This is a genomic window from Microbacterium sp. OR21, assembly GCF_047306785.1.
In the GTDB taxonomy this organism is placed as follows: Bacteria; Actinomycetota; Actinomycetes; order Actinomycetales; family Microbacteriaceae; genus Microbacterium; species Microbacterium esteraromaticum_E.
The window spans coordinates 156,998-183,129 of the sequence record NZ_JAZEXJ010000001.1; the positions used below are offsets into that span (position 1 = coordinate 156,998).

Here is a 26,132-nt window from a genome sequence, read left to right on the forward strand (position 1 = left end):
CTCAGGCTTCGGGGGTCTCCGCCGCGGGGGTCTGGGCAGCGGTGGGGGTCTCGGGTGCCGAAGTCTCGGTCTCCACGCCATCCTCTTCAACGATGCCGCGCTCGCTGTTGCGAGCGACGGCGAGGATGCGGTCATCACCGGACATGCGGGCGAACACGACTCCCATCGTGTCGCGGCCCTTCGCCGGTACCTCGGCCACGGCAGAGCGTACCACCTTGCCGCTGGAGAGAACCACCAAGACCTCGTCGTCCTCGGAGACGATCAGACCGCCCGCGAGAACGCCGCGTTCGTCGCTCAGCTTGGCGACCTTGATGCCCGTTCCGCCTCGCTTCTGCACCTTGTATTCGTCGACGGTGGTGCGCTTCGCGTAGCCTCCGTCGGTGACGGTGAACACGAACGAGTCGTCGGAGACGACGGATGCCGAGAGCAGGCAGTCCTCGTCGTCCTTGAACTTCATGCCCCGCACACCCTCGGTCGCGCGGCCCATCGGACGCAGCGCCTCGTCGGTCGCGTGGAAGCGCACCGACATGCCCTTCGCGCTGATCAGCAGGATGTCGTCGTCGGAGTTGGCGAGCTTCGCGCTGACGAGCTCGTCGGTGTCGCGAAGGCGGATGGCGATGACCCCGCCCTGACGGTTGGTGTCGTACTCGCCGAGGCGGGTCTTCTTCACCAGACCGCTGCGCGTGGCCAGCACGAGGTAGTCCTTCGCCTGGTAGTCGCTGATCGCGAGCACCTGGGCGATCTTCTCGTCCGGCTGCAGTGCCAGCAGGTTCGCGACGTGCTGACCCTTGGCGTCGCGGCCCGCCTCGGGCACCTCGTACGTCTTGGTGCGGTACACGCGGCCCTTGTCGGTGAAGAACAGCAGCCAGTGGTGCGTGGTGGTGACGAAGAAGTGCTCGACGAGGTCGTCGGCGCGCAGCTGCGCTCCCTTCACTCCCTTGCCGCCGCGGTGCTGCGACCGGTAGTTGTCGCTGCGGGTGCGCTTGATGTAGCCCTCGCGGGTGACGGTGACGACCATTTCCTCAACGGGGATGAGGTCCTCCATCGACACGTCGCCGTCGAAGCCGTGCAGGATGTGTGTGCGCCGCTCGTCGCCGAAGCGGTCGACGATCTCGGTGAGCTCGTGCCGCACGATGTCGCGCTGCCGCGATTCGGTGGCGATGATCTCCTTGTAGTCGGTGATCCTCGCCTCGAGGTCGGTCGCCTCATCGATGATCTTCTGCCGCTCGAGAGCCGCAAGGCGGCGCAGCTGCATGTCGAGGATGGCCTGAGCCTGGTCGTCATCGATGTCGAGCAGCGTCTTCAGACCCTCGCGGGCCTCGTCGACGGTGGGCGAGCGGCGGATCAGGGCGATGACCTCGTCGAGGGCGTCGAGCGCCTTCAGGTATCCCTGCAGGATGTGCATGCGCGCCTGCGCCTTGCGCAGCCGGAACCCGGTGCGGCGGACGATGACGTCGAGCTGGTGGTCGAGCCAGTGCGTGATGAAGCCGTCCAGGCCGAGGGTGCGCGGCACGCCGTCGACGATCGCGAGCATGTTCGCGCCGAAGTTCTCCTGCAGCTGGGTGTGCTTGTACAGGTTGTTCAGCACGACCTTCGCGACCGCATCGCGCTTGAGCACGACGACGAGACGCTGACCGGTGCGGTCGGAGGATTCGTCGCGGATGTCTGCGATGCCGGTGATCTTCCCGTCGCGGGCGAGGTCGCCGATCTTCACCGCGAGGTTGTCGGGGTTCACCTGGTAGGGCAGCTCGGTGATCACGAGGCATGTGCGGCCCTGGATCTCCTCGACCTCGACGATCGCGCGCATGGTGATCGATCCGCGGCCGGTGCGGTACGCCTCGTGGATGCCCTTGGTGCCGAGGATCTGGGCACCGGTCGGGAAGTCGGGGCCGGGCACCCGCTGGATCAGCCCCTCGAGCAGCTCCTCGCGGGGGAGCTGCGGGTTCTCGAGCGCCCACAGGGCGGCAGCCGACACCTCACGCAGGTTGTGCGGGGGGATGTTGGTCGCCATGCCGACCGCGATGCCGATCGATCCGTTGACGAGCAGGTTCGGGAACCGCGCCGGCAGGACGTCGGGCTCCTGGGTCTGACCGTCGTAGTTCGGCGAGAAGTCGACGGTGTCCTCTTCGATGTCGCGCACCATCTCGAGCGCGAGCGGAGCCATCTTCGTCTCGGTGTACCGCGGGGCGGCCGCGCCCATGTTGCCGGGGGAGCCGAAGTTGCCCTGGCCGAGCGCGAGCGGGTAGCGCAGCGACCACGGCTGCACGAGACGCACGAGGGTGTCGTAGATCGCGGTGTCGCCGTGCGGGTGGTACTGACCCATGACCTCGCCGACGACGCGGGCGCACTTCGAGAACGACTTGTCGGGGCGGAAGCCGCCGTCGTACATGCCGTAGAGCACTCGGCGGTGCACGGGCTTGAGCCCGTCGCGCACGTCGGGCAGCGCGCGCCCGACGATGACGGCCATCGCGTAGTCGAGGTACGACCGCTGCATCTCGGACTGCAGGTCGACCTGGTTGATGCGGCCGTGCTCGTGACCCGCGTTGATGTCGGGGCGTTCTTCGTCAGTCATGTGTGTTTCGATTCCGGTCGGTCGGATCTGGGACGCTGCGCTGATCGAGCGTCAGATGTCGAGGAAGCGGACATCCTTGGCGTTGCGCTGGATGAACGTGCGTCGCGACTCGACGTCCTCACCCATCAGCACGCTGAAGATCTCATCCGCCGCTGCGGCGTCGTCGATGGTGATCTGGCGAAGGGTGCGCGTGGTGTGATCCATCGTGGTCTCCCACAGCTCCTTCGCGTTCATCTCGCCCAGACCCTTGTAGCGCTGCACGCCGGCATCCTTCGGCAGACGCTTGCCGTTCTCGGCGCCGTGCTTGAGCAGCGCGTCGCGCTCGGCGTCGGAGTACACGTACTCGTGCGGCGAGTTCGACCACTTCAGGCGGTACAGCGGCGGCATCGCGAGGTACACGAAGCCGGCCTCGATGAGTCCGCGCATGTAACGGAACAGCAGCGTCAGCAGCAGCGTGGTGATGTGCTGGCCGTCGACATCGGCATCCGCCATCAGGACGATCTTGTGATAGCGGGCCTTCTCGATGTCGAAGTCCTCGCCGATGCCCGTGCCGAAGGCCTGGATCATCGCCTGGACTTCCTTGTTGCCCAGCGCCTTGTCGAGACGCGCGCGCTCGACGTTGAGGATCTTGCCGCGCAGCGCGAGGATCGCCTGGGTGTGCGGGTCGCGACCCTGCACCGCCGAGCCGCCTGCCGAGTCACCCTCGACGAGGAAGATCTCGCTGATCGACGGGTCCTTGCTGGTGCAGTCCTTGAGCTTGTCGGGCATCGCGGCCGACTCGAAGACGCTCTTGCGGCGGGCGGTCTCTCGCGCCTTGCGGGCGGCGAGACGTGCGGTCGCGGCGTCGATCGCCTTGCGGATCACGTTCTTCGCCTGCTGCGGGTTGCGGTCGAACCAGTCGGCGAGCTGTTCGTTCACGATCTTCTGCGTGAACGCCTTGGCCTCGGTGTTGCCGAGCTTGGTCTTGGTCTGCCCCTCGAACTGCGGTTCGCCGAGCTTGATCGAGATGACCGCCGTGAGTCCCTCGCGCACGTCGTCGCCCGAGAGGTTCTCGTCTTTCTCCTTGAGGAGGTTGTTCGCGCGGGCGTAGCGGTTGACCAGGCTGGTCAGCGCCGCGCGGAAGCCCTCTTCGTGCGTTCCGCCCTCATGGGTGTTGATCGTGTTGGCGTAGGTGAAGACGTTCTCGGTGTACGAGGTGGTCCACTGCATCGCGAGCTCGAGCGAGATCTTGCGCTCGGTGTCTTCGGACTCGAACGCGATGACCTCGTCGTTGACGACCTCGGCCTTTCGCACCTTGTTGAGGTATTCGACGTAGTCGACGAGACCGCGCTCGTAGAGGAAGACCTCGGCCGGCTGGCGGAAGACGACGGTTCCGTCGACCTCGTCCTCGATGGCGGATGCCGGACGCTCGTCGCGCAGGGCGATGCGCAGGCCCTTGTTCAGGAACGCCATCTGCTGGAAGCGCGTGCGCAGCGTGTCGTAGTCGAACTCGATCGTCTCGGTGAAGATCTCGGGGTCGGGCCAGAACGTGATGGCGGTGCCGGTCTCGTCGGTCGCCTCGCCCTTCTCGAGCTTCTGCTGCGGGGTGCCGCCTTCGGCGAAGCTGTGCCGCCAGACGAAGCCCTTCTGCTTGACCTCGACCTCGAACCGGGTCGAGAGCGCGTTCACCACAGACGAGCCGACGCCGTGCAGACCGCCCGAGACGGCGTAGGCGCCGCCGCCGAACTTGCCACCGGCGTGCAGGATCGTCAGCACCACCTCGACCGTCGACTTGTTCGGGTCGGAGGAGTGCGGGTCGACCGGGATGCCGCGGCCGTTGTCGACCACGCGGACGGCGCCGTCTTCGAGGATGGTGACCTCGATGTTGTCGGCGTGGCCGGCGAGGGCCTCGTCGACGGAGTTGTCGACGATCTCGTAGACGAGATGGTGCAGACCGCGCGGTCCGGTCGATCCGATGTACATGCCGGGGCGCTTGCGCACGGCTTCGAGACCCTCGAGGATCTGGATCTGATCGGCGCCGTAGTCACCGGAGACCTTCGAGGAGCTGTTCTCGGTCGCTGAGCTGTTCGTCGGATCCTGCTCAGGGCTGGTCGAAGGTTCTTCAGGCGTCATCAGGAATGGTTCTCCACATCGAAAGTACCCACTCATTCTATCGGGTTTCGAGGGTCGACATGCGCCTCAAACGCCGTGTGGTCGATTCTGAGCGCTTGAGGGTGCGGCCGTGATGCCCTACCCGTAGGTGTCCCGTGGGCCCCGTCCGGGCACGACGCGCGGACCCCACTTCCACGACGGCACATCCGGTCCGATGAACCGGAGGTTCTGCACTCCGGCATCCGGATAGCGGTTGCCGATCTCGGTCATGATCACGGCGCGCATGAACTGGAGGTTCTTCGCCCACGCCGTCGAGTCGCACTTCACCGTCAGCACCCCGCGCTCCAGCGACACCGGCTCGGAGTGCTTCGCCGTATCGGCCCCGGCGAGCTCGGCCCACTGACGCACGAGGTCTTCAGCCGCCAGGGTCTTCTCCCAGCCCGAGTCCTTGGTCAGCTTGGCGAGCACGTCGCCGAGGGTGCCGGGGTCGCGCCCCTTGGTGAACGGCGCATTGTCGTTATCCACCTCGATGCGCTTCTTGCGCTTCCAGTTCTTCGCGCTCGGCTTGAGTCCGCGCAGTCGCAGATAGGTGGCGACCGTCTCGGGAGGCTGCGGATCAGGCATCCGGATCACCTCCCGACTCGCGGTCGTCGCTGATCGTGCCGGCGCTGATCCGCACCACGTGGCGATGCAGCGGCTCGGGGATGTCGGCCTCGACGGCGGCGGTGACGATCACCTGCTCGTAGCCGGCGGTCAGCGCCGCGAGGCGCTGCCGGCGATCGGCGTCGAGCTCGGCGAACACGTCGTCGAGGATCAGCACGGGATCGCCCGCGGGGGACTCTGTGCGCAGCAGCTCGGCGGACGCCAGGCGCAGCGCGAGCGCCACCGACCATGACTCGCCGTGCGAGGCGTAGCCCTTCACGGGAAGATCTCTGACCCGCAGGATCAGATCGTCGCGATGGGGACCGACGAGGGTGAGCCCCCGCTCGATCTCCTTCGACCGCTTCGCCTGCAGCGCGGCTCGGAACTGATCGGCGATCTCACCGCGCGCATCGGGTTCGACGTCGGCATCGGCCCCCTCCTCGGGATCGCCGCCGCGCACCGAGAGCGCCCACTCGAGCTGCGGACGGTGATCGGCACCGGCGATCGCGGCGTACGCGTCGGCCACCGGACCCTGCAGGTCCGCCGCCAGGCGGATCCGGGCGTGGATGATCTCCGAGCCGAGCGCGATGAGCTTGTCATCCCAGACATCCAGGGTCGACAGCCCCTCGCCGCGCACACCGCGAGCCCGCGCGGACTTCAGCAGGGCGGTGCGCTGCTTGAGCACGCGCTCGTAGTCGGCGATCACCCCGGCCATCCTCGGGGTGCGCTGAATGAGCATCTGATCTGCGAATCTTCTGCGAGAGGAAGGATCGCCGCGGACGATCTGCAGATCTTCCGGCGCGAACAGCACGACGTGCGCGTAGCGCGGCAGCTCGTTGGTCTTAGACGGGGAGCCGTTGATGCGCGCCTTGTTCGAACCCTGCCGGTTCAGCTGCACCTCGACGAGGACCTTGCGCTCACCGTGCGCGAGGCGGGCGCGGATGACGGCGAACTCCGCGGCATCCTTCACCATCGGCGCATCCGACGAGACCCGATGCGATCCCAGCGTCGCGAGGAAGACGATCGCCTCGGCCAGGTTCGTCTTGCCCTGTCCGTTGCTGCCCACGAGCACGTTCGGTCCGCGGTGCAACGTGAGGTCGGCGGTCGCGTAATTGCGGAAATCGACCAGGTTCAGGTGCTCCACGATCACCGCTACAGCCTACCTTCGGGCCCCGACATCGGCCCGGAGAGCCGATGACCCGGTCAGCGCAGCAGGAGGTTCGGCTGCAGCAGGTACTTGAACGAGTCGAGGCCCGCTTGATCGACCGATGTCTGGCTCGTGATCAGCACCGGGCTGAGCTTGTTGGCGTTGTCGCTCGAGGTGAACGTCACGCGGGTGAACTCGCTCTTCACGGCGCCGAGCGCCTCCAGCAGGTACTGCGGGTTCAGACCGAGCGTCACCTCGTCGCCGCCGTTCAGGTGGGCGTCGACCGACTCGGAGGCGCGGGCCTGCTCGCTGCCCGAGGCATCCATCGTCACGCCGTCGGCGCTGAAGGTGAAGCGCAGCGGTGCCGAGCGGTCGAGCACCAGAGCCACACGACGGACGGCCTCGATCAACTCGCCCGTGTTGACGACCGCGTAGTGGTCGGTCTGCTCGGGGAACAGCCGGCGCACCGGCGGGAAGTTGCCCTTGATCAGGAGAGAAGTGACGGTCTTGTTGCCGGCGGTGAACGCGATGATCTCGCGATCGCCGGCTCCCGAGAACGCGACCTCGATGTTGCCAGCATGGGCGAACGTCTTGCCGACCTCGGTCAGAGTGCGAGCCGGAACCAGCGCCGACTGCTCGGCGACCTCGCCGTCCCACGGCACGTCACGCAGCGAGACGCGGTAGCGGTCGGTGGCGACGAGGCTGAGGTTGTGCTCGGCGACCTCGAGCTGCACACCGGTGAGCACGGGGGTGACGTCGTCGCGGGATGCCGCGAAGGCGACCTGGGCGATCGCGGTCGCGAACTCTTCGGCCGGCACGACACCGGTCGATCCGGTGACCTCGGGGATGGAGGGATATTCCTCGACCGGCATGGCTGCCAGGGTGAACCGCGCCGAACCGCAGGTGACAGCGACGCCGCCGTCGTCCTCGACGGCGATCTCGATGGGCGCATTGGGCAGGCGGCTCGCGATGTCGGAGAGCAGTCGCCCGTGCACGAGGATCGTGCCCGGCTCATCGACGGTCGCCTCGATTGTCGTGCGCGCGGAGGCCTCGTAGTCGAACGCCGAGAGAGTCAGGCCCTCATCCGATGCCTCGATGAGCACTCCCGCGAGGATCGGCTGCGGATTGCGCTGCGGCAGCAGCTTGACGACGAAGGACACAGCCTCGCTGAACACATCGCGGTTGACCTGAAACCTCACGGGCGCTCCCTCGTAGTACCTGCTCGCTGCAGCGGGCGCACTGCAGGCGATCCCATGCTAGCCGCAGGATGCCAGCCGTCCAGCACCTCGAAGATGTCGTTCGCCGAGGTTCGTCCACATCCGTCTGGTCATCGAATGGCCCCTGATGTGATGGAGATCTCTTAACGGTGTTAACAACTGTGGATTCTGTGGATAACCCGGTGGATATCAGCAGGGAGTAGGTAACTACAGCCGTGTGATATGTGGAATCCCTGAGGAATCCGCGGGTTTCGGGGGCATGGCCGGTCGAAGGGGGTCTTCGCGTTATCCACAGGGGGGTCGGCGCGGAGGCATCCGGAAAGGATTCTTTCCACAAGTTATCCACAAGGCCTGCGGAAAACCGGTCGGATTCGGCGCAGGATCAGGCGTGTCGAGGCGTCAGCGTCGGCTGATCTGCGTGGTGATCTCGGTGACCTGGTTGTACAGCGAGCGGCGTTCCTTCATGAGCTCGCTGATCTTCTTGACCGCGTACATCACGGTGGTGTGATCGCGGTTCCCGAACAGCTGACCGATCTTCGGCAGGGACAGGCTCGTGCGCTCGCGGCACAGGTACATCGCGATCTGCCGCGCGGTCGCGATCTGCTGTGAGCGGCTCGAGCCGTACAGGTCGTCGACGGTGAGCTTGAAGTACGCCGCCGTGGCCGTGATGATGTCGGTCGGCGAGATGATGTTGTCCTCGGTGGTGTCGACGATGTCGCGCAGCACGGTCTGTGCGAGCGAGATGTCGAGCATCGAGCGGTTGAGGCTGGCGAACGCCGAGACTCGGATGAGCGCACCCTCGAGCTCGCGGATGTTGGACGAGACGACGGTCGCGATGTACTCGAGCACCTCGTCTGGGATGTGCAGGGACTCGCTCTGCGCCTTCTTGCGCAGGATCGCGATGCGCGTCTCGAGGTCGGGTGCCTGCACGTCGGTGATCAGACCCCACTCGAAACGGCTGCGCATCCGATCCTCGAAGCCGGTGAGCAGCTTCGGCGCGACATCGCTGGTGATCACGACCTGCTTGTTGTGATCGTGCAGCTGGTTGAACGTGTGGAAGAACGCCTCCTGCGTCTCGGCGCGACCCTGCAGGAACTGGATGTCGTCGATGAGCAGGATGTCGACCTCGCGGTACCGGCTCTGGAACGCCGCTCCGCGGTTGTTGGCGATCGAGTTGATGAAATCGTTCGTGAACTCCTCGCTCGACACGTAGCGAACCTTGACCCCGGCGTACAGCGACTGCGCGTAGTCGCCGATGGCGTGCAGCAGGTGGGTCTTGCCGAGTCCGGAGTCGCCGTAGATGAACAGCGGGTTGTAGGCCTTCGCGGGTGCCTCGGCGACGGCGACCGCCGCGGCGTGCGCGAACCGGTTGGACTGCCCGATGACGAAGTTGTCGAAGGTGTACTTCGGGTTCAGCCGGGACTCGTGGCGCAGGGGAGCGGGCTGCTGCTCCATCGGCGACTCGATGCGGACAGGCTCGGGGGTGACGAAGTCGGGAACCGTAACCGACATCGTCGGCTGGTCGATGAGCTCGTGATTGACCACGGTGCGGTACGAGGTGACCTCGTCGCCGATCGTCGAGAGCGCCTCCATCATGGGCACGCGCAGTCGCTTGTTGATCTGCGCCGCCGTCAGATCGTTCGGCACGTCCAGGTAGAGCACGCCGCCCATGACACCGGCCGGCACGACCAGGCTGAGGAAGCCGCGCAGCTGCGGGCTGACCCGCTCATCGTCTGCGAGTCGCTCGAGCAGGGTCGACCAGATGGGCACATCGGGGTGGGCGGCAGAGGTCATGGTGCTCCGGGCGGAAGTGTGGAAAGCGCGCGTGAAGCGTGATCTCCCCCTGTGGATAACGTCGGATGCCACGGTAGTCACAGCCGCTGTTAACAGCAACCCGCCCGCGGAAACACGCGGGAGTGTCATGCGCCTGCCGGATCTCCACAGTTGTGGATAATGGGTGTGCGCAACTCCACGTCCGTCGACGGCGCCGAAACGGCACGGTGCGGGCTGTCCGGCGGCTGATTTGCCCTGCGTGGCGGCAGGTCGTACCCTTAATCGGTTGACTTATGCCATTCAGGCAGTACCCCCTCGTCTCCGGATGTTCAGACCCGGTGACACCATTCCCGGAGTGATTCCATGAGCAAGCGCACTTTCCAGCCCAACAACCGTCGTCGCGCCAAGAAGCACGGCTTCCGTGCCCGCATGCGCACCCGCGCCGGCCGCGCCATCCTCTCGGCTCGCCGCGCGAAGGGCCGCACCGAGCTCTCGGCCTGACAGCCCAGTGCTCGCCCGGCCGAATCGTCTGACCCGCGGCGTCGACTACCGACAGGTGGTCCGGCGGGGAACACGATGCGGCGGACCACGCCTGATCACCTCGGTGCTTCGCGGCGCGGATCAGCGGGCTCCCCGGTTCGGGTTCATCATCAGCAAGCAGGTAGGAACCGCTGTGGTTCGCAACACCGTTCGCCGACGCCTCAAGGCCGTGTGCGCGGAGTTCATCGACATGGTTCCCGAGGGCACGGATGTCGTCATCCGTGCCCTTCCTGCATCGGCAACCGCGGATTTCGCGGCGCTGCGCGCCGACGTCGAGCGCTGTCTGCGACGTGTGCTGCCTGGATCGGCGCGCGCATGAGCGCGCTGCCGTCGTACGCGTTCGGAACGGCGCGGTTCCGGGCATCCGATCTGGTGAAAGGCATCGCGCTGCTGCCGCGCAATCTCGCCCTGGCGTTGTTGACGCTGTATCGCGCGGTGATCTCGCCGCTGTATGGCGACGTGTGCAGGTATTACCCGTCCTGTTCCGCGTACGCTGTAGGGGCGGTTCAGCAGAACGGCGCCGTCTGGGGAGCAGTGCTCTCCGTCTGGCGCATCCTGCGTTGCAATCCGTGGAGCGCGGGCGGCGTCGACGACGTCAAGCCCCACGCTCATTTCCGATACGAACTGACCCCACGCGGGTTCGTCGTACCTGCTCGAAAGGACTGAACAGTGGACTTCCTGGGAATCATCCTGTGGCCGCTGAAATGGGCGGTTGAGCTCATTCTCGTCGCGTGGCACTGGCTGTTCACTGCGGTGGGTATGGCCCCGGCCGACGGCATGACCTGGGTTCTGTCGATCATCGGTCTGGTGATCGTGGTGCGCGCGGCGGTCTTCCCGCTGTTCGTGAAGCAGATCAAGAGCCAGCGCAAGATGATGGAAATCGCTCCTGAGCTGCGAAAAGTTCAGGAGAAGTATCGCGGCAAGAAGGATCAGCTCTCTCGCGAGGCGATGAGCCGCGAGACGATGGCGCTGTACAAGAAGCACGGTACGACGCCCATGTCGAGCTGCCTGCCGTTGCTGGTGCAGATGCCGATCTTCTTCGCCCTGTTCAGCGTGCTCAACGACGTCACCAAGCACCACAAGGCGGGCATCGGCGGTGTCGGACTGCTCAACGCGCAGCTGACCGAGCAGTTCTACGACGCGAAGGTCTTCGGCACCGTGTCGCTGCACGAGAACCTCGGCGATGCATGGAACGCCGGCAACACCTCGGCGATCGCGCTGCTCGCGACCCTCGTGGTGCTCATGATCCTGTCTCAGTTCTTCACCCAGCTGCAGATCATCTCGAAGAACCTGTCGCCCGAGGCCAAGACCGGCCAGGCGTACCAGATGCAGAAGATCATGCTCTACGTGCTGCCGCTGGGCTTCATCTTCTCGGGTGTGTTCTTCCCGCTGGGCGTCGTCATGTACTGGTTCGTGTCGAACCTGTGGACCATGGGTCAGCAGTTCCTCGTCATCCGCGAGATGCCGACGCCCGGCTCCGAGGCCGCGAAGGCTCGCGAGGAGCGTCTGGCCCGCAAGGGCAAGGCTGTCAACGCGCAGGGCAAGGTCGTGCCGATGGCCGTATACGAGGCTGAGGAGCAGCGCAAGCTCGAAGAGGTCGAGAAAGCGAAGGCCGAGGCTCCGAAGCGCGAGCAGCCGATGAGCAAGAAGCGCGCGAAGAAGAAGGGGTCGAACTGATGGTCGACGATGTGAAGGCCGCCCCGTCGGTCGAAGAGCTCGAGCACGAGGGTGACGTCGCCGCCGACTTCATCGAGGAGCTGCTCGACATCGCCGACATCGACGGTGATCTCAACCTCGATGTGCGCCAGGGTCGGGCCTATGTCTCGGTCGAGGCGGAGGGCGACGGCATCGCTGTGCTCTCGGCGCCAGACACGGTGCAGGCCCTCCAGGAGCTCACCCGCCTGGCGGTGCAGAATCAGACCGGAACTTTCTCGCGGATGATTCTCGACATCGGCGGTTCGCGCGATACTCGCCGCCGCCAGCTCGAACAGCTGGTGGATGCTGCCGTCGCCAAGCTCAACGAGGGTGCCACGCAGGCATCCCTTCCCTCGATGTCGAGCTACGAGCGCAAGCTCGTGCATGACATCGTGTCGGATCGCGGTCTGATGTCGGAATCGTACGGCGAGGGTGCCGACCGGCACACGGTCATCTCGCGAGGCTGATCGCGCCGGATGTTTCACGTGAAACGACCGGCATGTGTGCCCCACCTGAGCGAAGGATCCCTCTGATGTCGACCTCAGCCGTAGAGCCAGAACCGGCTGTCGCCGCCGATCTCTTCGGGTCTCGCATCGACCTCGCGCGCAGGTTCACGTCTGCGCTCGTGGCCGAGGGCGAGCTGCGGGGGCTGATCGGGCCGCTCGAGCTGCCGCGAATCTGGACCCGGCACATCCTGAACTCCGCGATCGCTGCGCCTCTCTTCTACGGATCGGTTGCTGACGTGGGCTCAGGTGCTGGCCTTCCTGGTCTCGTCCTGGCGATCAGTCGGCCGGATGTGCAGTGGACGCTGATCGAGCCGATGGATCGCCGGGTCACCTGGCTCACCGAGCAGGTGGAGGCTCTGTCTCTCGACAACGTGACCGTCATGCGCGCCCGTGCCGAGGACGTGGGACTCGAGTTCGATGTGGTGACCGCGCGGGCGGTCAGCGCAATGCGCACTCTCGTGCCGATCACTGCGCCGCTGGTGAAAGACGGCGGCGAGCTCATCCTGCTGAAGGGGCACAACGTGCCGGCCGAGATCGAGTCCGCGCAGAAGGTGCTGAAGAAGCACAAGGTGACCGATGTCACCGTGCAGGTGCTGGGGGAGGACCTGCTCTCCGAGACGACACGAGTCGTCCGCGCGCGCGTGCGCGCCTGACGTCGTTGGGCGTGGTCCTCCCGTTCCCGGTCGTGCGAGCGATCGCACGGGACTCAAACGCACTGCCGGAAGCCGGTCGTTGAGCGAGCGAAGCGAGTCCAAGGGCGGAGGGGGCATTTCGTCTCGTCGCTTCGCTCCTCGCTCGTTGAGCAACGGTGATGATGTTTCACGTGAAACGCCTCTGTCGGAGATGAAAGTCTGAGCCATCCGGTCGTTGAGCGAGCGTAACGAGTCGAAACGCCTTCCCACGGGCGAGGGCGGGGCATTTCGTCTCGTCGCTTCGCTCCTCGCTCAATGGCCGCTGGCTCTACCTCGGCCGTTGAGCAACGGCGACGATGTTTCACGTGAAACGCCTCTGTCGGAGATGAGAGTCTGAGCCATCCGGTCGTTGAGCGAGCGTAGCGAGTGGAAACGCCTTCCCGCGGGTGGAGGGGGCATTTCGTCTCGTCGCTTCGCTCCTCGCTCAATGGCCGCGGGCTCTACCTTGGTCGTTAACCGAATGGCGATGATGTTTCACGTGAAACGCCTCTGTCGGAGATGAAAGTCTGAGCCATCCGGTCGTTGAGCGAGCGTCGGGATGTTCACGTGATCGCGTCTGTAGACCTGCAGGTATGACCCTCCTCCGGTCGTTGAGCGAGCGTAGCGAGTCGAAACGCACTGGTATGCACAGGGTGGCCCGGTGATCATTCCATCCACAGTTAACGATTCCCCGAGCCTCTGAAGACTCCGCAAACCGTAGGTTCTCTGGATGACTGGATACACCTACATCCTGCGCTGCTCAGATGGCACGTTCTACGCCGGAAGCACCAAGAATCTAGAAGATCGGCTGGCCGCCCACCAACAGGGGCTCGGCAGCCACTACACCTCGTGTCGTCTGCCTGTTGAGCTCATCTGGTCTGTCGAACTCGACCGCATCGACGAGGCTTTCGCGCTTGAGAAGCAGATCCAAGGGTGGAGCCATTCCAAAAGGCTCGCTTTCATCGAGGGCGGCTTCGCGGCCATCAAGGGGTGGAGCTCGCAGGAACGTGCTCTTCGTTTGCCGAGGGCTGGGGGAGAAGCCCGCCGCTGAGCAAACGCAGCGAGGCGAAACGTCACTCTCTCATGGCATGCACCTCGCCCTGAATACGAGCTCATGTTTCACGTGAAACGGCCTCGCTCTCGCGACTGGCGCGGAAGAGCAGCGGGCGGTTCAGCCAGAGAATCAAGTCGAAACCACACAGGCAAGCTTGGTGGGAGACCGTCGGCGATCGATCTGGGGTGTTTCATGTGAAACCCTCTCGCGCTCACGACAGGAGCGGCCCGTCCTCGGTCGACGAGCGTTCCAAGCGAGTCAACGGGCAAAGGAGGGCACCGGTCGATGGGGGTATGTTTCACGTGAAACCGTCTCGAACTCGCGTCAGGATCGTCGCATCTCCGGTCTTTGAGCGGGCGCAATTAGTCGAAAAGTAGCTCCGGGAGCTGGGTTTCGTCTCGTCGCTTCGTTCCTGGCTCGATTGCTCGGGGGAGTGCCATCCTCGTTCGGTTGTGAGAGAGCAGCGCTGCGGGTCGGGACGTCACCCCGTTGGAAGGGCGCATTTCGTCTCGTGACTTCGCTCCTCGCTCAATGAACGGGGGTTGCCACCCCGGTTCGGTGTGAGAGGGCAGAGCAGCGAGTCGGGACGTCGCCTCCTTAGAGGGGTACCTTTCGTGTCGTCGCTTGGCTCCTCCCTCAGTGACCGCGACATTGCAAGTACTCTCCGATGGTTGCGCGTGCGTGAGGACCGTAGCGCCAAAGGTACTCTGCGCCGGGTTCGGGTATGTTTCACGTGAAACGGTATCGCCTTGACACCGGGTGCGACATGGTTGCAAGGCAGCACATCGGAACGTCGCGCAGCTGAGCGCCGCATTGGGCTCGTCGCTCCGCCGCTCGCTCAATTGCTTGGGGGGTGCCGTCCTCGTTCGGTTGTGAGAGAGCAGCGCTGCCGGTCGGAACGTCACCCTGTTGGAAGGGGCGCATTTCGACTCGTCGCTTCGCGCCTCGCTCAATGACCGGGGGGGTACCACCCTGTTCGGTTTTGGGAGAGCAGCGCTGCGAGTTGGAACGTCGTCCGTTGGAGGGGCGCATTTCGACTCGTCGCTTCGCTCCTCGCTCAATGCCCGGAAGGGTCACCCGTTCGGTTGTGAGAGAGCAGCGCTGCCGGTCGGACGTCACCCTTTGGAGGGGCGCATTTCGACTCGTCGCTTCGCTCCTCGCTCAATGACCGGAAGGGTCACCCGTTCGGTTGAGAGAGAGCAGAGCAACGTCACCCGCCCGAGGGGCGCATTTCGACTCGTCGCTTCGCTCCTCGCTCAATGCCCGGAATAGGGCAACCGTCGAGCGAGCGGAGCGAGGCGAAACGCAGTGGCATTTCGTCTCGTTACTGCGCTCCTCGCTCAATGACCGGATGGTGGCGTCTCGTTGGTGTTCGCCCGCCACGGGGCGCGGCGCCGGGGCGGCACGGAGGGATCACGTAGAGTGGAAGACGGTCCCGAAAGGAGTCGATGTTTCACGTGAAACCATCCGACAACGCATCGCCGAACCAGGATTTCGGGATGGATACCCCGCTTGCTCGGGAACTCGCAGACCTGTCATCCCGGCGCCGGGCCCTGAAGACGGTCGAAGTGCATTTCAGTGGTGACACCCGCATCTTCACGGTGTCGAACCAGAAGGGTGGCGTCGGCAAGACCACAACTGCCGTGAACCTGGCATCCGCTCTCGCCGATCTCGGCGGAAAAGTGCTGGTCATCGACCTCGATCCGCAGGGAAACGCCTCGACGGCACTCGGAGTGGCACATTCCGCCGACACCAAGAGCATCTACGACGTGCTGATCAACGATCTTCCGTTCGCGGAGATCGTGCAGGACAGTCCGGAATCCGAGAACCTCCGCTGCGCGCCGAGCACGATCCACCTCGCCGGCGCAGAGATCGAGCTGGTTTCCCAGGTCGCCCGGGAATTCCGCCTCCGCCGTGCACTCGAGGAGTATCTGCGCGACAATCCGGTCGACTTCGTCATCATCGACTGTCCGCCGTCACTGGGTCTACTGACCATCAATGCGTTCACCGCGGCATCCGAGGTGCTCATCCCGATCCAGTGCGAGTACTACGCGCTGGAAGGTCTGAGCCAGCTGCTCGGCAGCATCCAGATGATCCAGAAGCACCTCAACCCCGAACTTCACCTCTCCACCATCCTGCTCACCATGTACGACGCGCGCACGCGCCTAGCTCAGCAGGTCGCCGATGAGGTACGCACCCACTTCCCGCAGCAGGTGCTCAACGCCGTCATCCCGCGCTCGGTGCGGGTGTCGGAGGCGCCGAGCTTCGGACAGACCGTCATCTCATATGACGGCACGTCGGCCGGCGCTGTCGCCTACCGGGAAGCAGCAGTCGAGATCGCGCAGCGCAACGAATCCGCCGCGCAGAACAAGGGAGCATGATGGCCAAGCGCACTGGACTCGGTCGGGGGATCGGCGCACTCATTCCGACGACGGATCAGGCGGAGCGCCCCGTCGACGTCTTCTTCCCCGGCGCGGTGAAGGTGAAGACGGATGCCGCTCCCGCGCAGCACGGGGATTCCCCGCACGGCGATTCCCAGACCGCGGAGACCCAGCATGACAGCACGGCAGGGGCAGGCGAGGCCGAGCTCTCGCAGGTGCCCGGCGTCCGCCTGATCCAGGTCGACCCGAACATCATCGTCCCGAACCCGCGCCAGCCGCGCACGCACTTCGACGAGGACCACCTCGCCGAGCTGGTCCACAGCGTGCGCGAGTTCGGCGTGCTGCAGCCGGTGATCGTGCGCGAGAACGCCGACGGCGAGTACGAGCTGATCATGGGCGAGCGCCGAACGCGCGCCGCGCGCGAGGCTGGCCTCGACACCATCCCCGCTATCGTTCGGGAGACCGCCGACGAGGATCTTCTTCGCGACGCGCTCCTCGAGAACCTGCACCGCTCGGAGCTCAATCCTCTCGAAGAGGCATCCGCTTACCAGCAGCTGCTCGAGGACTTCGGCATCACGCAGGAAGAGCTGGCCACCCGCATCGGCCGCTCCCGCCCGCAGATCAGCAACACCATTCGCCTGCTGCGCCTGCCCGTGCCCGTGCAGCAGCGCGTGGCGGCCGGCGTGCTGTCGGCCGGCCACGCCCGCGCCATCCTCTCGGTCGAGACGCCGGAGCAGATGCAGCGCCTCGCCGACAAGGTCGTGAACGAGGATCTCTCGGTGCGCGCCACGGAGGCCGCTGCGAAGAGCCTGCCCAGCGCCCCCGGAAACGTCAGCAAGCCGACAGCCGGCGCACGCCGCGCCTACCTCGATGAGGTATCGGGCAAGCTCGGTGATCGGCTGAACACCCGGGTGCAGATCGCACTGGGTGCGAGAAAAGGCCAGCTCAAGATCGAATTCGCGTCCATTCAGGACCTCAACCGCATCCTTGCGGAACTCGGTGAGGAGGAGTTCGGCTCCCGCTGATTCCACCCGTCCCGCACAACACGGTTGGCCACGCGCCGCGCCTAGCCCCGAGACGCCCCGCCGCGCCACCCCTTTCTGATCGTCGGCGCCCTCCACTAGCATCCGGAACACGACCGGAGGAGGGGACCATGACCGATTCAGCAGGCCCACGCGCTGCGAGCGGGATCCGCGGACGGGTGATCGGGGTGAGCATCGCCGCCGCGCTCGGCGGCTTCCTGTTCGGCTTCGACACCGCGGTGATCAACGGGGCCGTGGATGCCCTGGCGGGCGCATTCGATCTCGGCGTCGGGCTCAAGGGCTTCGCCGTCTCCTCTGCGCTGATCGGCTGCGCCGTAGGCGCGTGGTTCGCCGGTCCGCTCGCCAACAGGTTCGGGCGCATCCCGACGATGCTCGTCGCCGCCGTGCTCTTCCTCGTCTCGGCGGTCGGGTCGGGCCTCGCATTCGGCGTGATCGACCTCATCATCTGGCGCGTCGTCGGCGGACTCGGCGTCGGCGCTGCGTCAGTCATCGCTCCGGCATACATCGCCGAGGTCTCGCCGGCGAACGTACGCGGCAGACTCGGGTCGCTGCAGCAGCTCGCGATCGTGACAGGCATCTTCGTCGCACTGCTCTCGGATGCTCTGCTGGCGAACGTCGCAGGGGGAGCGGCGGAGCCGCTGTGGGGGCTGGATGCCTGGCGCTGGATGTTCATCGCCGAGGCGATCCCGGCGGTGGTCTACGGGATCATGGCGATGCGCCTGCCCGAGTCTCCGCGGTACCTCGTCGCCCGAGGCGACGTCGAGAGGGCCGCGGAGGTGCTGACGCTCGTCACGGGCACGATCGACGTCAAGGCCAAGATCACCGAGATCACCGGCACCATCAACACCGAGCGCAGCGAATCGCTGAGGGACCTGCGCGGCCACCGGTTCGGCCTCAAACCCATCGTCTGGGTCGGCATCCTGCTGAGCATCTTCCAGCAGTTCGTCGGCATCAACGTGATCTTCTACTACTCCACGACGCTCTGGCGCTCGGTGGGCTTCGATGAGTCCGACGCCCTGACGATCACGGTCATCACGTCGGTGACGAACATCGTCGTGACGATCATCGCGATCCTGCTGGTCGACCGCGTCGGCCGTCGCCTGATGCTGATGGTCGGGTCGATCGGCATGACCGTGACGCTGGGCCTCATGGCGGTCGCGTTCTCGTTCGGAACGCTGGATGCCGAGGGCGCGGTCTCCCTCCCCGATGCGTGGGCGACGATCGCGCTGATCAGCGCCAACGCGTTCGTGGTGTTCTTCGGAGCGACGTGGGGCCCGCTGGTCTGGGTGCTGTTGGGGGAGATGTTCCCCAACTCGATCCGCGCGGGTGCGCTGGCGGTCGCGGCGGCGGCGCAGTGGGCGGCGAACTTCTTCATCTCGACCACGTTCCCCGCATTCGCCGAGATCGGCCTCACCTTCGCCTACGGCTTCTACGCGTTCTTCGCCCTGCTGTCGTTCTTCTTCGTGTACTTCAAGGTGGCCGAGACCAAGGGGAAGGAGCTCGAATCGATGGCGGAGGAGATGACGGTCGAGCGCCGCACCCGTGCTCCGCGCTCGTAGAATTGACGGGTGATTCCCTCGTTCCCGCGTCGTGCCAGCCTCGAAGTGCTGCGCGCGGAGGCCGGAGACGAGCGCTCGGTGCTGGTGCACGAGCGCCTGCGCAGCGGCGAGGATCCCTGGGATTTCATGTCGGAGCTGCCGTCGGTCGACGAGTTGGTGGTGCTGCTGCTGCGCACCGACGTCTACCAGGATCAGGGCGGCAACCCCCGGGATCCGCGCTGGAACGACCTCGTGCTGCGCAGCATCGCGCACGAGTATCCCGAGCTGAGCACCACAGTCTGGCGGATGCTGGCCGCGTAGCGACCGCCTCTCCACCACGCCGACCCGGACGCCTACCGGATGCCGAAGAGCCCGCCACCTCGACGAGGTGACGGGCTCTTGGAATGAGGCGAACTCAGCCGATGTACGGCGCGAGGTCCTGCTCGAGGGCGAACTTCGGCTTGGCGCCGATGATAGTCGTCTTGACCTCGCCACCCTGGAACACCTTCATCGCCGGGATCGACGTGATCTGGTACTTCATGGCCAGATCGGGGTTCTCGTCGACGTTGAGCTTGAGAATCGTGATCTTGTCGGGGTTCTCGGCCTGGATCTCGTCGAGCACCGGCGCGACCATGCGACACGGTCCGCACCACGCGGCCCAGAAGTCGACCAGCACGGGTCCGTCGGCCTGCAGAACGTCCTGCTCCCAGGTGGCCTGAGTGGTTGCCTTGGCAGTCATGGATTGTCTCCTTGTTCGGTGTCCACCTGATCAAACGTCAGACGGGGCGATTGTGTTCCCACGGCAGCGGATGCCGCCGCGACGAGGCTCGTCAGCCGACGATGATCTCTGCGGCGACCGCGGCGGGCTCTTCCACCGAGGGGTCTTCGAGGTCGGCGATGAAGTGCTCGGCGTCGAGAGCGGCCACGACACCGGAGCCGGCGGCCGTGGCCGCCTGACGGTAAGTCGGGTCGATCACGTCACCCGCGGCGAACACACCGGGAACCGACGTGCGCGACGAGCGCCCGTCGACCCAGATCGTGCCCGCGTCCGTGAGCTGCAGCTTGTCGTGCACCAGGTGCGTGCGCGGGTCGTTGCCGATCGCGACGAACACGCCGTCGACGGCCAGCTCGCGGGTGCTGTCGTCGACGGTCGAGCGCAGCCGCACACCGTTCACCGAGTCACCGCCGAGGATCTCGTCGACCGTGCTGTTCCAGATGAACTCGATCTTCTCGTTCGCGAACGCGCGCTCCTGCATGATCTTCGAGGCGCGCAGGGTGTCCTTGCGGTGGATCACGTAGACCTTCGATGCGAAGCGGGTGAGGAACGTCGCCTCTTCCATCGCCGAGTCGCCGCCGCCGACGACCGCGATCTCCTTCTCGCGGAAGAAGAAGCCGTCGCAGGTCGCGCACCATGAGACGCCGTATCCCGAGAGGCGCTCCTCGCCCTCGATGCCGAGCTTGCGATACGCCGATCCGGTCGCGTAGATGATCGTGGACGCCTCGTGCACCGCACCGCTGCCGAGGATGACCTTCTTGACCGGGCCGTCGAGCTGGAGCTCGGTGACGTCGTCGTACAGCACCTCGGTGCCGAACTTCTCGGCCTGCGCCTGCAGTTTGGCCATCAAGTCGGGGCCCTGGATCCCCTCGGGGAACCCGGGGAAGTTCTCCACGTCGGTCGTGTTCATCAGCTCACCGCCGACCTCGACGGTGCTGGCGACCAGCAGCGGCTTGAGGTTGGCCCGCGCCGCGTAGATCGCGGCGGTGAATCCGGCCGGTCCCGAGCCGATGATGATGACCTGACGCATGTGCCCTCCTAAGGCAGGTGTCCAGCAGGCGCGGGTGATCCGCGTCGTCTGCTTCAACCCATGGTAACCGCGCGGCATTCCCGAGCGCTGTGGGCCACCGCAGTGCGGAAAAGGTGCTCCGGATGCCCGCTGAGCCGGCCTCAGCGGCCGGGTAGGAAACGGCGCAGCAGCGTGCCGGCGACGGCCAGCTCGGGCGTGCGCATCACCGCGAGCAGACCGGCGTACACGGCGATCACGACGGTGCCGACGAGGGCCGCTCCGAGCGCGCCGAACAGCTGCGACTGCGCCATCCACCCATCGGCACCGCCGCACAGCAGATACACGCCCCAGCCGGCGAACCCGGCCGGCACCGCGGCGAGCGAGAACCACCCCAGAGCGCCCATCCAGCGGCGCGCGCCGAGGGGGCCGAGGCGCCGATGCAGCAGCCACACCGCCAGCAGGGTCTGCACCGTGCTGGCGATCGACTGACCGAGCGCCACGGCGGCGGCGAGGTGCGTGATCTCGAGCATCCCGGCATCCACCATGGCCCGGGCGGCGAGCGCGGTCGCGATCACGACCACGCACTGCACCAGCGTGAACAGCAGGGGCGTCCTGGTGTCGCTGTAGGCGTAGAACGCCCGCTGCACCATGAAGATCACGGTGAGGGGCACGAGGCTCACGAGGTAGGCGAGCAGCACGAGGGCGGCGGCCTCGGCATCCGGAGCAGATTTCGTGAACACGCGCGACGCGGGAACAGCCGCGGCGACGACCGCCGCAAGCGCACCGACGATGAAGAAGCCGAGGGTGCGCACCGCACGCGAGATGTCGGCGAGGACCTCGTCGTCGCGGCCGGCGACGGCGTGCTCGCTGATGCGCGTGAAGTACGGGGTGCCGATCGACAGCACGATGATCGAATACGGCAGCATGAACACCAGCCACGCGTTCGACATGACCGTGCTGCCGGCGCCGGCACCCGATGCGAGGTTGGCGACGTTGGTCTGCAGGAATCCGGTCGCGAGGCTCACCAGCGCCATCAGCAGGGTCCAGCTGGCGAGCTTGCCGACGTCGCCGAGTCCGACGCCGCGCCAGCGGAAGTCGGGGCGGATGTGGATGCCGGTGCGCCGCCAGAACAGCAGCAGCACGGCGGCCTGCACGAGGATGCCCAGCGTGGCGGTGCCGCCGAGGGCGGCGATCATCGGCGCGTCCCACTGGTCGACGTCGACCAGTCCGGTGCCGAAGACCGCGCCGATGACGAGGAAGCCGATGATCGAGAGGATGTTGTTGACGACGGGGGCCCAGGTGAACGGCCCGAAGATGTTGCGGGCGTTCAGCGTCTCGCCGACGATCGCGTAGAGCCCGTAGAACACGATCTGCGGCAGGCACCAGTATGCGAACGCGATCGCGAGGGCCGCCTGCTCGCCGCCCTTCGGCAGCTGCACCGAGATCAGCCAGGGCGTGAGGATGGCGGCGACGCCCGTCGCGACGATCAGCACGACGGTGCCGAGCGTGAACAGTTTCGAGATGAACGCGCTGCCCTTGTCGTCGTGCCGGGCCGCGGCGACGATCTGCGGCACGATCACCGCGGTGAGCAGACCCACCGAGATGAGGTTGAAGATGCTGTTCGGCAGCTTGTTCGCGACGTCGAACGCGTCGGCCGCCTGCGAGCCGACGGCACCGAGAACCACGACCAGCACGATGGTGCGCAGCAGCCCGGTGACCCGCGAGATCATCGTGCCCGCGCCGATCAGTGCACTGGCGCGGCCGAGACTCGTCACTTGCTCTCCTCAGGGGACTCATCGGCGGCATCCGCCCTGCGACGGCGCACCATCCGCACGACGCCGACGACGAGCAGCAGCCCGATCACCCCGCCGAAGACGCCGAGTCCGATGCCCTCCCAGTCGGCGCGCAGCGTGACGTCAGCGACCTCCGGCTGACCGATCGGCACGCCGGTGTCGCTCTCGAGTCGGAAGCGCACGTCGACCTGGCCGCTGGCGACACGCGCCTCGATCGGCACGTCGACGCGGGTGGCACTCGAGGCGAGCGCGCGCACCTCGGTGACCGGCTGGATGTCGAGCCGGTTGTCGGACGGCGTGCTGAACAGGTTCACGGTGACCGGCCAGGGCAGGTCGTTGCGCACCCACACCGGCAGCGGCGCCGCCGAGGTGAACAGCTGCACGGGCTTCGGCTTCTGCACGCTGACCGAGGCGAGGGTGGTGTTCACGCGCTCGGCGTGCGCGGCAGTGCGCTCGGTGAACTCCTCGTCGTCGAGGCCGACCCCGATGGCGCGCAGCAGGCGGATGCGCTCGGGCGCGAGCAGCACGGCCGGCTCATCGAGGATCGTCGCGAAGGCGGTGAGCCGGTCTTCGCCTGCGAGCATGCTGTTCAGCTGGGCGACGCGGGCGCTGTCGCCCGGATCGGCGAGGGAGACGGAGGCCGGTGCGCCGGCGCGCAGTGAGCTGAGTGTCGCCCCCGGGGTGGCGAAGGCGACGAGGGCGTCGCGCAGCGCCTCGGGGGAGCGCGTCTCGGAGCGGTCGAGGGCGACGGCGGTCAGCTCGCTGCGCTGTCCGGCGAAGAAGAGGTGCCCGGCGGCAGCGGCCAGGTCGGCGGTCGCCCCGGGGCGGTCGGTGCGCTCCACGGCGGCCGACAGGCGAGCGGATGCGGCCGCATCGGTGACCAGCAGATCGTGCGCGCCGACGGCGCTGTGCACCGCCGTGCTGCCGCGGACCGCCGTCGAGGGCAGAATCGTGGTGACCCGATCGCCGAGGTACCCGGCGAACGTCGCGAGGTCCTTCTCGGTGACGCCGGAGCGGGGCCACAGGATGCCTGCCTGCAGACCACGGACGGCCGTGAGCTCGCTGTTGTCGGGGAGCTCGGGCTCGGGCGTGGGCAGGGGAGTCGGTGTGGGCTCGGACGTCGAGGCCGGCTCCGGTTCGACCGCGGGGAAGTCGGCGGGGTTGAGAAGCGGCGCCAGATCGGGCGTTTCGAGCAGCTGGGCGCGGCCGGCTCGTGCCTGCACCGTGGCATCGGCGTCGCCGAACTGAAGCGTGAACATCTCGTTCGGCAGCGCCTCGAACCTCTCGAGCCACTGCGTCGCGCTCGCCGGTGCCGACGCCCCGAGCAGGCGGATCGACGCCGGGATGGACGGGTCGATCGCGAGGATCGCACTGGTGTCCGACACCGCCTCGATCAGATCGAACAGCGCGCCGCCTTCGGAGGTGAGTGCGGTGAGCTCGTCGGCCGTGAGCAGGGCGCCGTTCGCGGGAGTCGCCGTGACCGGCACGATCACCGCGGTGCGGGGCTCGGCGGGGCCGGTGACCACGAGCACGGTCTCGGCGCTGATGTTCCACGGCACCGTGTCGCCGTCCTCGTTCACCGTGCTCGCGCCGGACAGGCGCGCTTTGAGCGGATAGACACCGGGCGTGAGCGTGCCGAGATCGGCGGGCTCGACCATCACGCTGACGGTGCCGTCGGTGCCGTCGGCCACGACCGGGGTACTCTCGGTCGCGAGGCTGCGGAATCCGCCACCGGTCGTGCCCTCGTCGAGCCAGGTGTCGAGGGCGGCGCCGTCCGCGAGAGGCGTGGTGTTCAGCTCGATGCTGACGCTGCCCGCACTGAGGTCGCTGTCGGTGGAGTTGTCGATCGTGACGGTGCCGAGCAGCGCCGTGTCGGGAGCGATCTCGCCCGCGGCCCCCACAGACAGCAGCAGCTGCACCGCCGGGTCGGCCGGCTGCTCGGCATCCGCATCGTCCGCTCCGGCGGCCGGAGCGACGCCCAGACCCAGCGAGCCGACGACGAGCACCGCGGCGAGGCGGCTCAGCAGCCGGCGCGCGCGCGGACGGATGCCGTCGCGAGAGAATGTCGAGTTCATGTGTTCGGGTCGCAGGCCGGAGAGCCGGCACCGACGACGCCCCCGATTCTAGGCCGCGACGCCTCGCGAACCCTGAAGGCGCGTAGAGTGACGGCCGTGCCGCACCGCGCTCAGCCCCTCTCCGACGCTCACCTCGCGCAGCCGCTCGCCGCCGATCTCGACGATGCCGACTTCCGCTCCGAACCGCTGCGGCGCCTGTGGGGCGAGGAGGCCGACGACGCCCTCGCCCGGGGTCTGCGCGAGCCCATCCTGCGCGCTCTGGGTGCGCGCGATGACGCGCTGGCGACCTTGGGCAGGCTGTGGGTGCTCGGGATGCCGCAGCCGACCGACGCCGTGGCGGCGGCGCTGCCGAGACTCGGTGTCACCGGCGCCGTCGCACTGGGACTCGCGCGGGTGGACGGCGAGACGGTGCATCCCGAAGCGCTGATCCGACCGCAGTCGTTCGTGGATGCCGACGGTGTGGGCGAGTGGTGGATCGCGAGCGATCTCGATGAGATCGCCCTGGGCACCTCGCTGCCGGCCGATCATGTGCTGGGCGTAGGCGGGGCGTCCCGCACCCTGGCCGAGCTGATCGTGCCGGTGCCGGTCGCGCGGGCCCTCGATCTCGGCACCGGATGCGGCATCCAGGCGCTGCTCGTCTCGCGCCACGCCGACGAGGTGATCGCCACCGACATCTCCGCCCGAGCCCTGGCGTTCGCTGAGCTGAACGCGCAGCTGAACGGCGTGCACAACATCGAGTTCCGGCTGGGCAGTCTCTTCGAGCCCGTCGCGGGCGAGGCGTTCGATCTCGTCGTGTCGAATCCGCCCTTCGTGATCACCCCGCGCGCGACCGATGTTCCCGAGTACGAGTACCGCGACGGCGGTCTCGTCGGCGATGCCCTGGTCGAGGAGTTCCTTCGCCGGGTCCCCCGTCATCTCGCCCCGGGCGGCATCGCGCAGCTGCTCGGCAACTGGGAATCCCGCGCCGGTGCCGGCGGGCTCGAGCGCGTGCGCTCCTGGATCGACGACGACCTCGACGCGTGGGTCATCCAGCGCGAAGAGCTCACCCCGCTGGGCTACGCGGAGCTGTGGATCCGCGACGGCGGCACGCTGCCGCGAGACGCTCAGTTCACCCGACTGCTCAGCGCCTGGCTCGACGACTTCGCCGAACGCGGCGTGACGGCGGTCGGGTTCGGCTACATCCTGCTGCGCCGCACCGCGGGGCGGCCCCTGCGCCGATTCGAGACGCTGACCCAGCCGGTGTCGAACCTTGGTCGCGCGCTCGGCGCGGGTCTCGCGGCTCATGACGCGCTGGCCGACGGCATCCCGAGGCGCCTCACCGTCGCATCCGATGTGACCGAGGCGCGGCACCTCATGCCGGGCGAAGACGACCCGAGCGTGATCGAGCTGCGTCAGGGCGGAGGCTTCGGCCGCACGGTGAGCGTCGACAGCGCGCTCGCCGGATTCGTCGGCGCGTGCGACGGCGAGCTGACCGTCGTGCAGATCATCGGCGCCCTCGCCGACCTGTTCGACGTTCCGCTCGCCGATCTGCGGGCGGATCTCGAGCCGCGCATCCGCCGGCTGGTGCTCGACGGGTTCCTTCTGCCGGCCGCGGAATAGCATCCGTATTT

Annotated in this window: 22 protein-coding genes; 12 read left to right on the forward strand and 10 right to left on the reverse strand. The window is 66.8% G+C overall.

Going from position 1 to position 26,132, the window contains the following annotated elements; genetic code table 11:
* Nucleotide 1: 1 nt before the first annotated feature.
* The 6 genes from gyrA to dnaA all read right to left on the reverse strand — a co-directional run bounded on the left by gyrA (nt 2) and on the right by dnaA (nt 9,463).
* Complete coding sequence (gene gyrA, locus V2S04_RS00750) at nt 2–2,572, reverse strand: DNA gyrase subunit A (RefSeq protein WP_413636629.1); 2,571 nt, start codon at nt 2,570–2,572, stop codon at nt 2–4.
* A gap of 51 nt (nt 2,573–2,623) precedes the next feature.
* On the reverse strand, nt 2,624–4,684 hold the full coding sequence (gyrB, locus tag V2S04_RS00755; protein ID WP_413636630.1) for a DNA topoisomerase (ATP-hydrolyzing) subunit B: 2,061 nt from the start codon (nt 4,682–4,684) through the stop codon (nt 2,624–2,626).
* A gap of 117 nt (nt 4,685–4,801) precedes the next feature.
* Complete coding sequence (locus V2S04_RS00760; RefSeq protein ID WP_413636631.1) at nt 4,802–5,287, reverse strand: DUF721 domain-containing protein; 486 nt, start codon at nt 5,285–5,287, stop codon at nt 4,802–4,804.
* Nucleotides 5,280–6,455, reverse strand: coding sequence for a DNA replication/repair protein RecF (gene recF / locus V2S04_RS00765; protein WP_413636633.1), 1,176 nt, complete (start codon nt 6,453–6,455; stop codon nt 5,280–5,282). The genes V2S04_RS00760 and recF overlap by 8 nt, the downstream gene beginning before the upstream one ends.
* 53 nt (nt 6,456–6,508) lie before the next feature.
* Entirely contained in the window at nt 6,509–7,651 is a 1,143-nt protein-coding gene (gene dnaN / locus V2S04_RS00770) for a DNA polymerase III subunit beta (protein WP_413636635.1), read from the reverse strand.
* Nucleotides 7,652–8,068: 417 nt separating this feature from the next.
* Entirely contained in the window at nt 8,069–9,463 is a 1,395-nt protein-coding gene (dnaA, locus tag V2S04_RS00775) for a chromosomal replication initiator protein DnaA (RefSeq protein ID WP_099196656.1), read from the reverse strand.
* A 342-nt stretch (nt 9,464–9,805) separates the two neighbouring features.
* Between dnaA and rpmH the strand changes: the two genes are divergently transcribed.
* The 11 genes from rpmH (at nt 9,806) to V2S04_RS00830 (ending at nt 19,191) form a co-directional block, all read left to right on the forward strand.
* Nucleotides 9,806–9,943, forward strand: coding sequence for a 50S ribosomal protein L34 (rpmH, locus tag V2S04_RS00780; RefSeq protein WP_022879826.1), 138 nt, complete (start codon nt 9,806–9,808; stop codon nt 9,941–9,943).
* A 7-nt stretch (nt 9,944–9,950) separates the two neighbouring features.
* Nucleotides 9,951–10,301: a ribonuclease P protein component gene (gene rnpA, locus V2S04_RS00785; protein ID WP_099196655.1), complete on the forward strand. Its 351-nt coding sequence runs from the start codon at nt 9,951–9,953 to the stop codon at nt 10,299–10,301.
* On the forward strand, nt 10,298–10,648 hold the full coding sequence (yidD, locus tag V2S04_RS00790; RefSeq protein WP_413636637.1) for a membrane protein insertion efficiency factor YidD: 351 nt from the start codon (nt 10,298–10,300) through the stop codon (nt 10,646–10,648). Before rnpA ends, yidD begins: the two co-directional genes overlap by 4 nt.
* A gap of 3 nt (nt 10,649–10,651) precedes the next feature.
* Nucleotides 10,652–11,659, forward strand: a complete 1,008-nt coding sequence (gene yidC, locus V2S04_RS00795; RefSeq protein WP_099196653.1) for a membrane protein insertase YidC — start codon at nt 10,652–10,654, stop codon at nt 11,657–11,659.
* On the forward strand, nt 11,659–12,144 hold the full coding sequence (locus V2S04_RS00800) for a protein jag (RefSeq protein ID WP_413636639.1): 486 nt from the start codon (nt 11,659–11,661) through the stop codon (nt 12,142–12,144). Before yidC ends, V2S04_RS00800 begins: the two co-directional genes overlap by 1 nt.
* Before the next feature lie 65 nt (nt 12,145–12,209).
* Nucleotides 12,210–12,836 carry a 16S rRNA (guanine(527)-N(7))-methyltransferase RsmG gene (rsmG, locus tag V2S04_RS00805; RefSeq protein ID WP_413636641.1) on the forward strand — a complete coding sequence of 209 codons (627 nt, stop codon included), beginning with the start codon at nt 12,210–12,212 and terminating at the stop codon, nt 12,834–12,836.
* A gap of 748 nt (nt 12,837–13,584) precedes the next feature.
* Nucleotides 13,585–13,905: a GIY-YIG nuclease family protein gene (locus V2S04_RS00810; RefSeq protein WP_413636643.1), complete on the forward strand. Its 321-nt coding sequence runs from the start codon at nt 13,585–13,587 to the stop codon at nt 13,903–13,905.
* 1,502 nt (nt 13,906–15,407) lie between these two features.
* Nucleotides 15,408–16,289: a ParA family protein gene (locus tag V2S04_RS00815; protein WP_413636644.1), complete on the forward strand. Its 882-nt coding sequence runs from the start codon at nt 15,408–15,410 to the stop codon at nt 16,287–16,289.
* Nucleotides 16,289–17,314: a ParB/RepB/Spo0J family partition protein gene (locus tag V2S04_RS00820; protein WP_413636646.1), complete on the forward strand. Its 1,026-nt coding sequence runs from the start codon at nt 16,289–16,291 to the stop codon at nt 17,312–17,314. The genes V2S04_RS00815 and V2S04_RS00820 overlap by 1 nt, the downstream gene beginning before the upstream one ends.
* Before the next feature lie 128 nt (nt 17,315–17,442).
* Entirely contained in the window at nt 17,443–18,891 is a 1,449-nt protein-coding gene (locus V2S04_RS00825; RefSeq protein WP_413636648.1) for a sugar porter family MFS transporter, read from the forward strand.
* Nucleotides 18,892–18,900: 9 nt separating this feature from the next.
* Nucleotides 18,901–19,191 carry a tryptophan synthase subunit alpha gene (locus tag V2S04_RS00830; protein ID WP_340088110.1) on the forward strand — a complete coding sequence of 97 codons (291 nt, stop codon included), beginning with the start codon at nt 18,901–18,903 and terminating at the stop codon, nt 19,189–19,191.
* A gap of 94 nt (nt 19,192–19,285) precedes the next feature.
* Here the strand turns inward: V2S04_RS00830 and trxA are convergent, their stop codons facing one another.
* The 4 genes from trxA to V2S04_RS00850 form a co-directional block, all read right to left on the reverse strand.
* Nucleotides 19,286–19,609, reverse strand: coding sequence for a thioredoxin (gene trxA / locus V2S04_RS00835; RefSeq protein ID WP_099196684.1), 324 nt, complete (start codon nt 19,607–19,609; stop codon nt 19,286–19,288).
* A gap of 91 nt (nt 19,610–19,700) precedes the next feature.
* Nucleotides 19,701–20,675, reverse strand: a complete 975-nt coding sequence (trxB, locus tag V2S04_RS00840) for a thioredoxin-disulfide reductase (protein ID WP_340088108.1) — start codon at nt 20,673–20,675, stop codon at nt 19,701–19,703.
* 140 nt (nt 20,676–20,815) lie between these two features.
* Entirely contained in the window at nt 20,816–22,429 is a 1,614-nt protein-coding gene (gene murJ / locus V2S04_RS00845; RefSeq protein ID WP_413636650.1) for a murein biosynthesis integral membrane protein MurJ, read from the reverse strand.
* Nucleotides 22,426–24,522 carry a DUF6049 family protein gene (locus V2S04_RS00850; RefSeq protein WP_413636651.1) on the reverse strand — a complete coding sequence of 699 codons (2,097 nt, stop codon included), beginning with the start codon at nt 24,520–24,522 and terminating at the stop codon, nt 22,426–22,428. The genes murJ and V2S04_RS00850 overlap by 4 nt, the downstream gene beginning before the upstream one ends.
* 96 nt (nt 24,523–24,618) lie before the next feature.
* Between V2S04_RS00850 and V2S04_RS00855 the strand changes: the two genes are divergently transcribed.
* The gene (locus V2S04_RS00855; RefSeq protein WP_413636652.1) at nt 24,619–26,121 is read left to right on the forward strand and encodes a methyltransferase; all 1,503 of its coding nucleotides are present in this window, start codon (nt 24,619–24,621) and stop codon (nt 26,119–26,121) included.
* Nucleotides 26,122–26,132 lie beyond the last annotated feature (11 nt).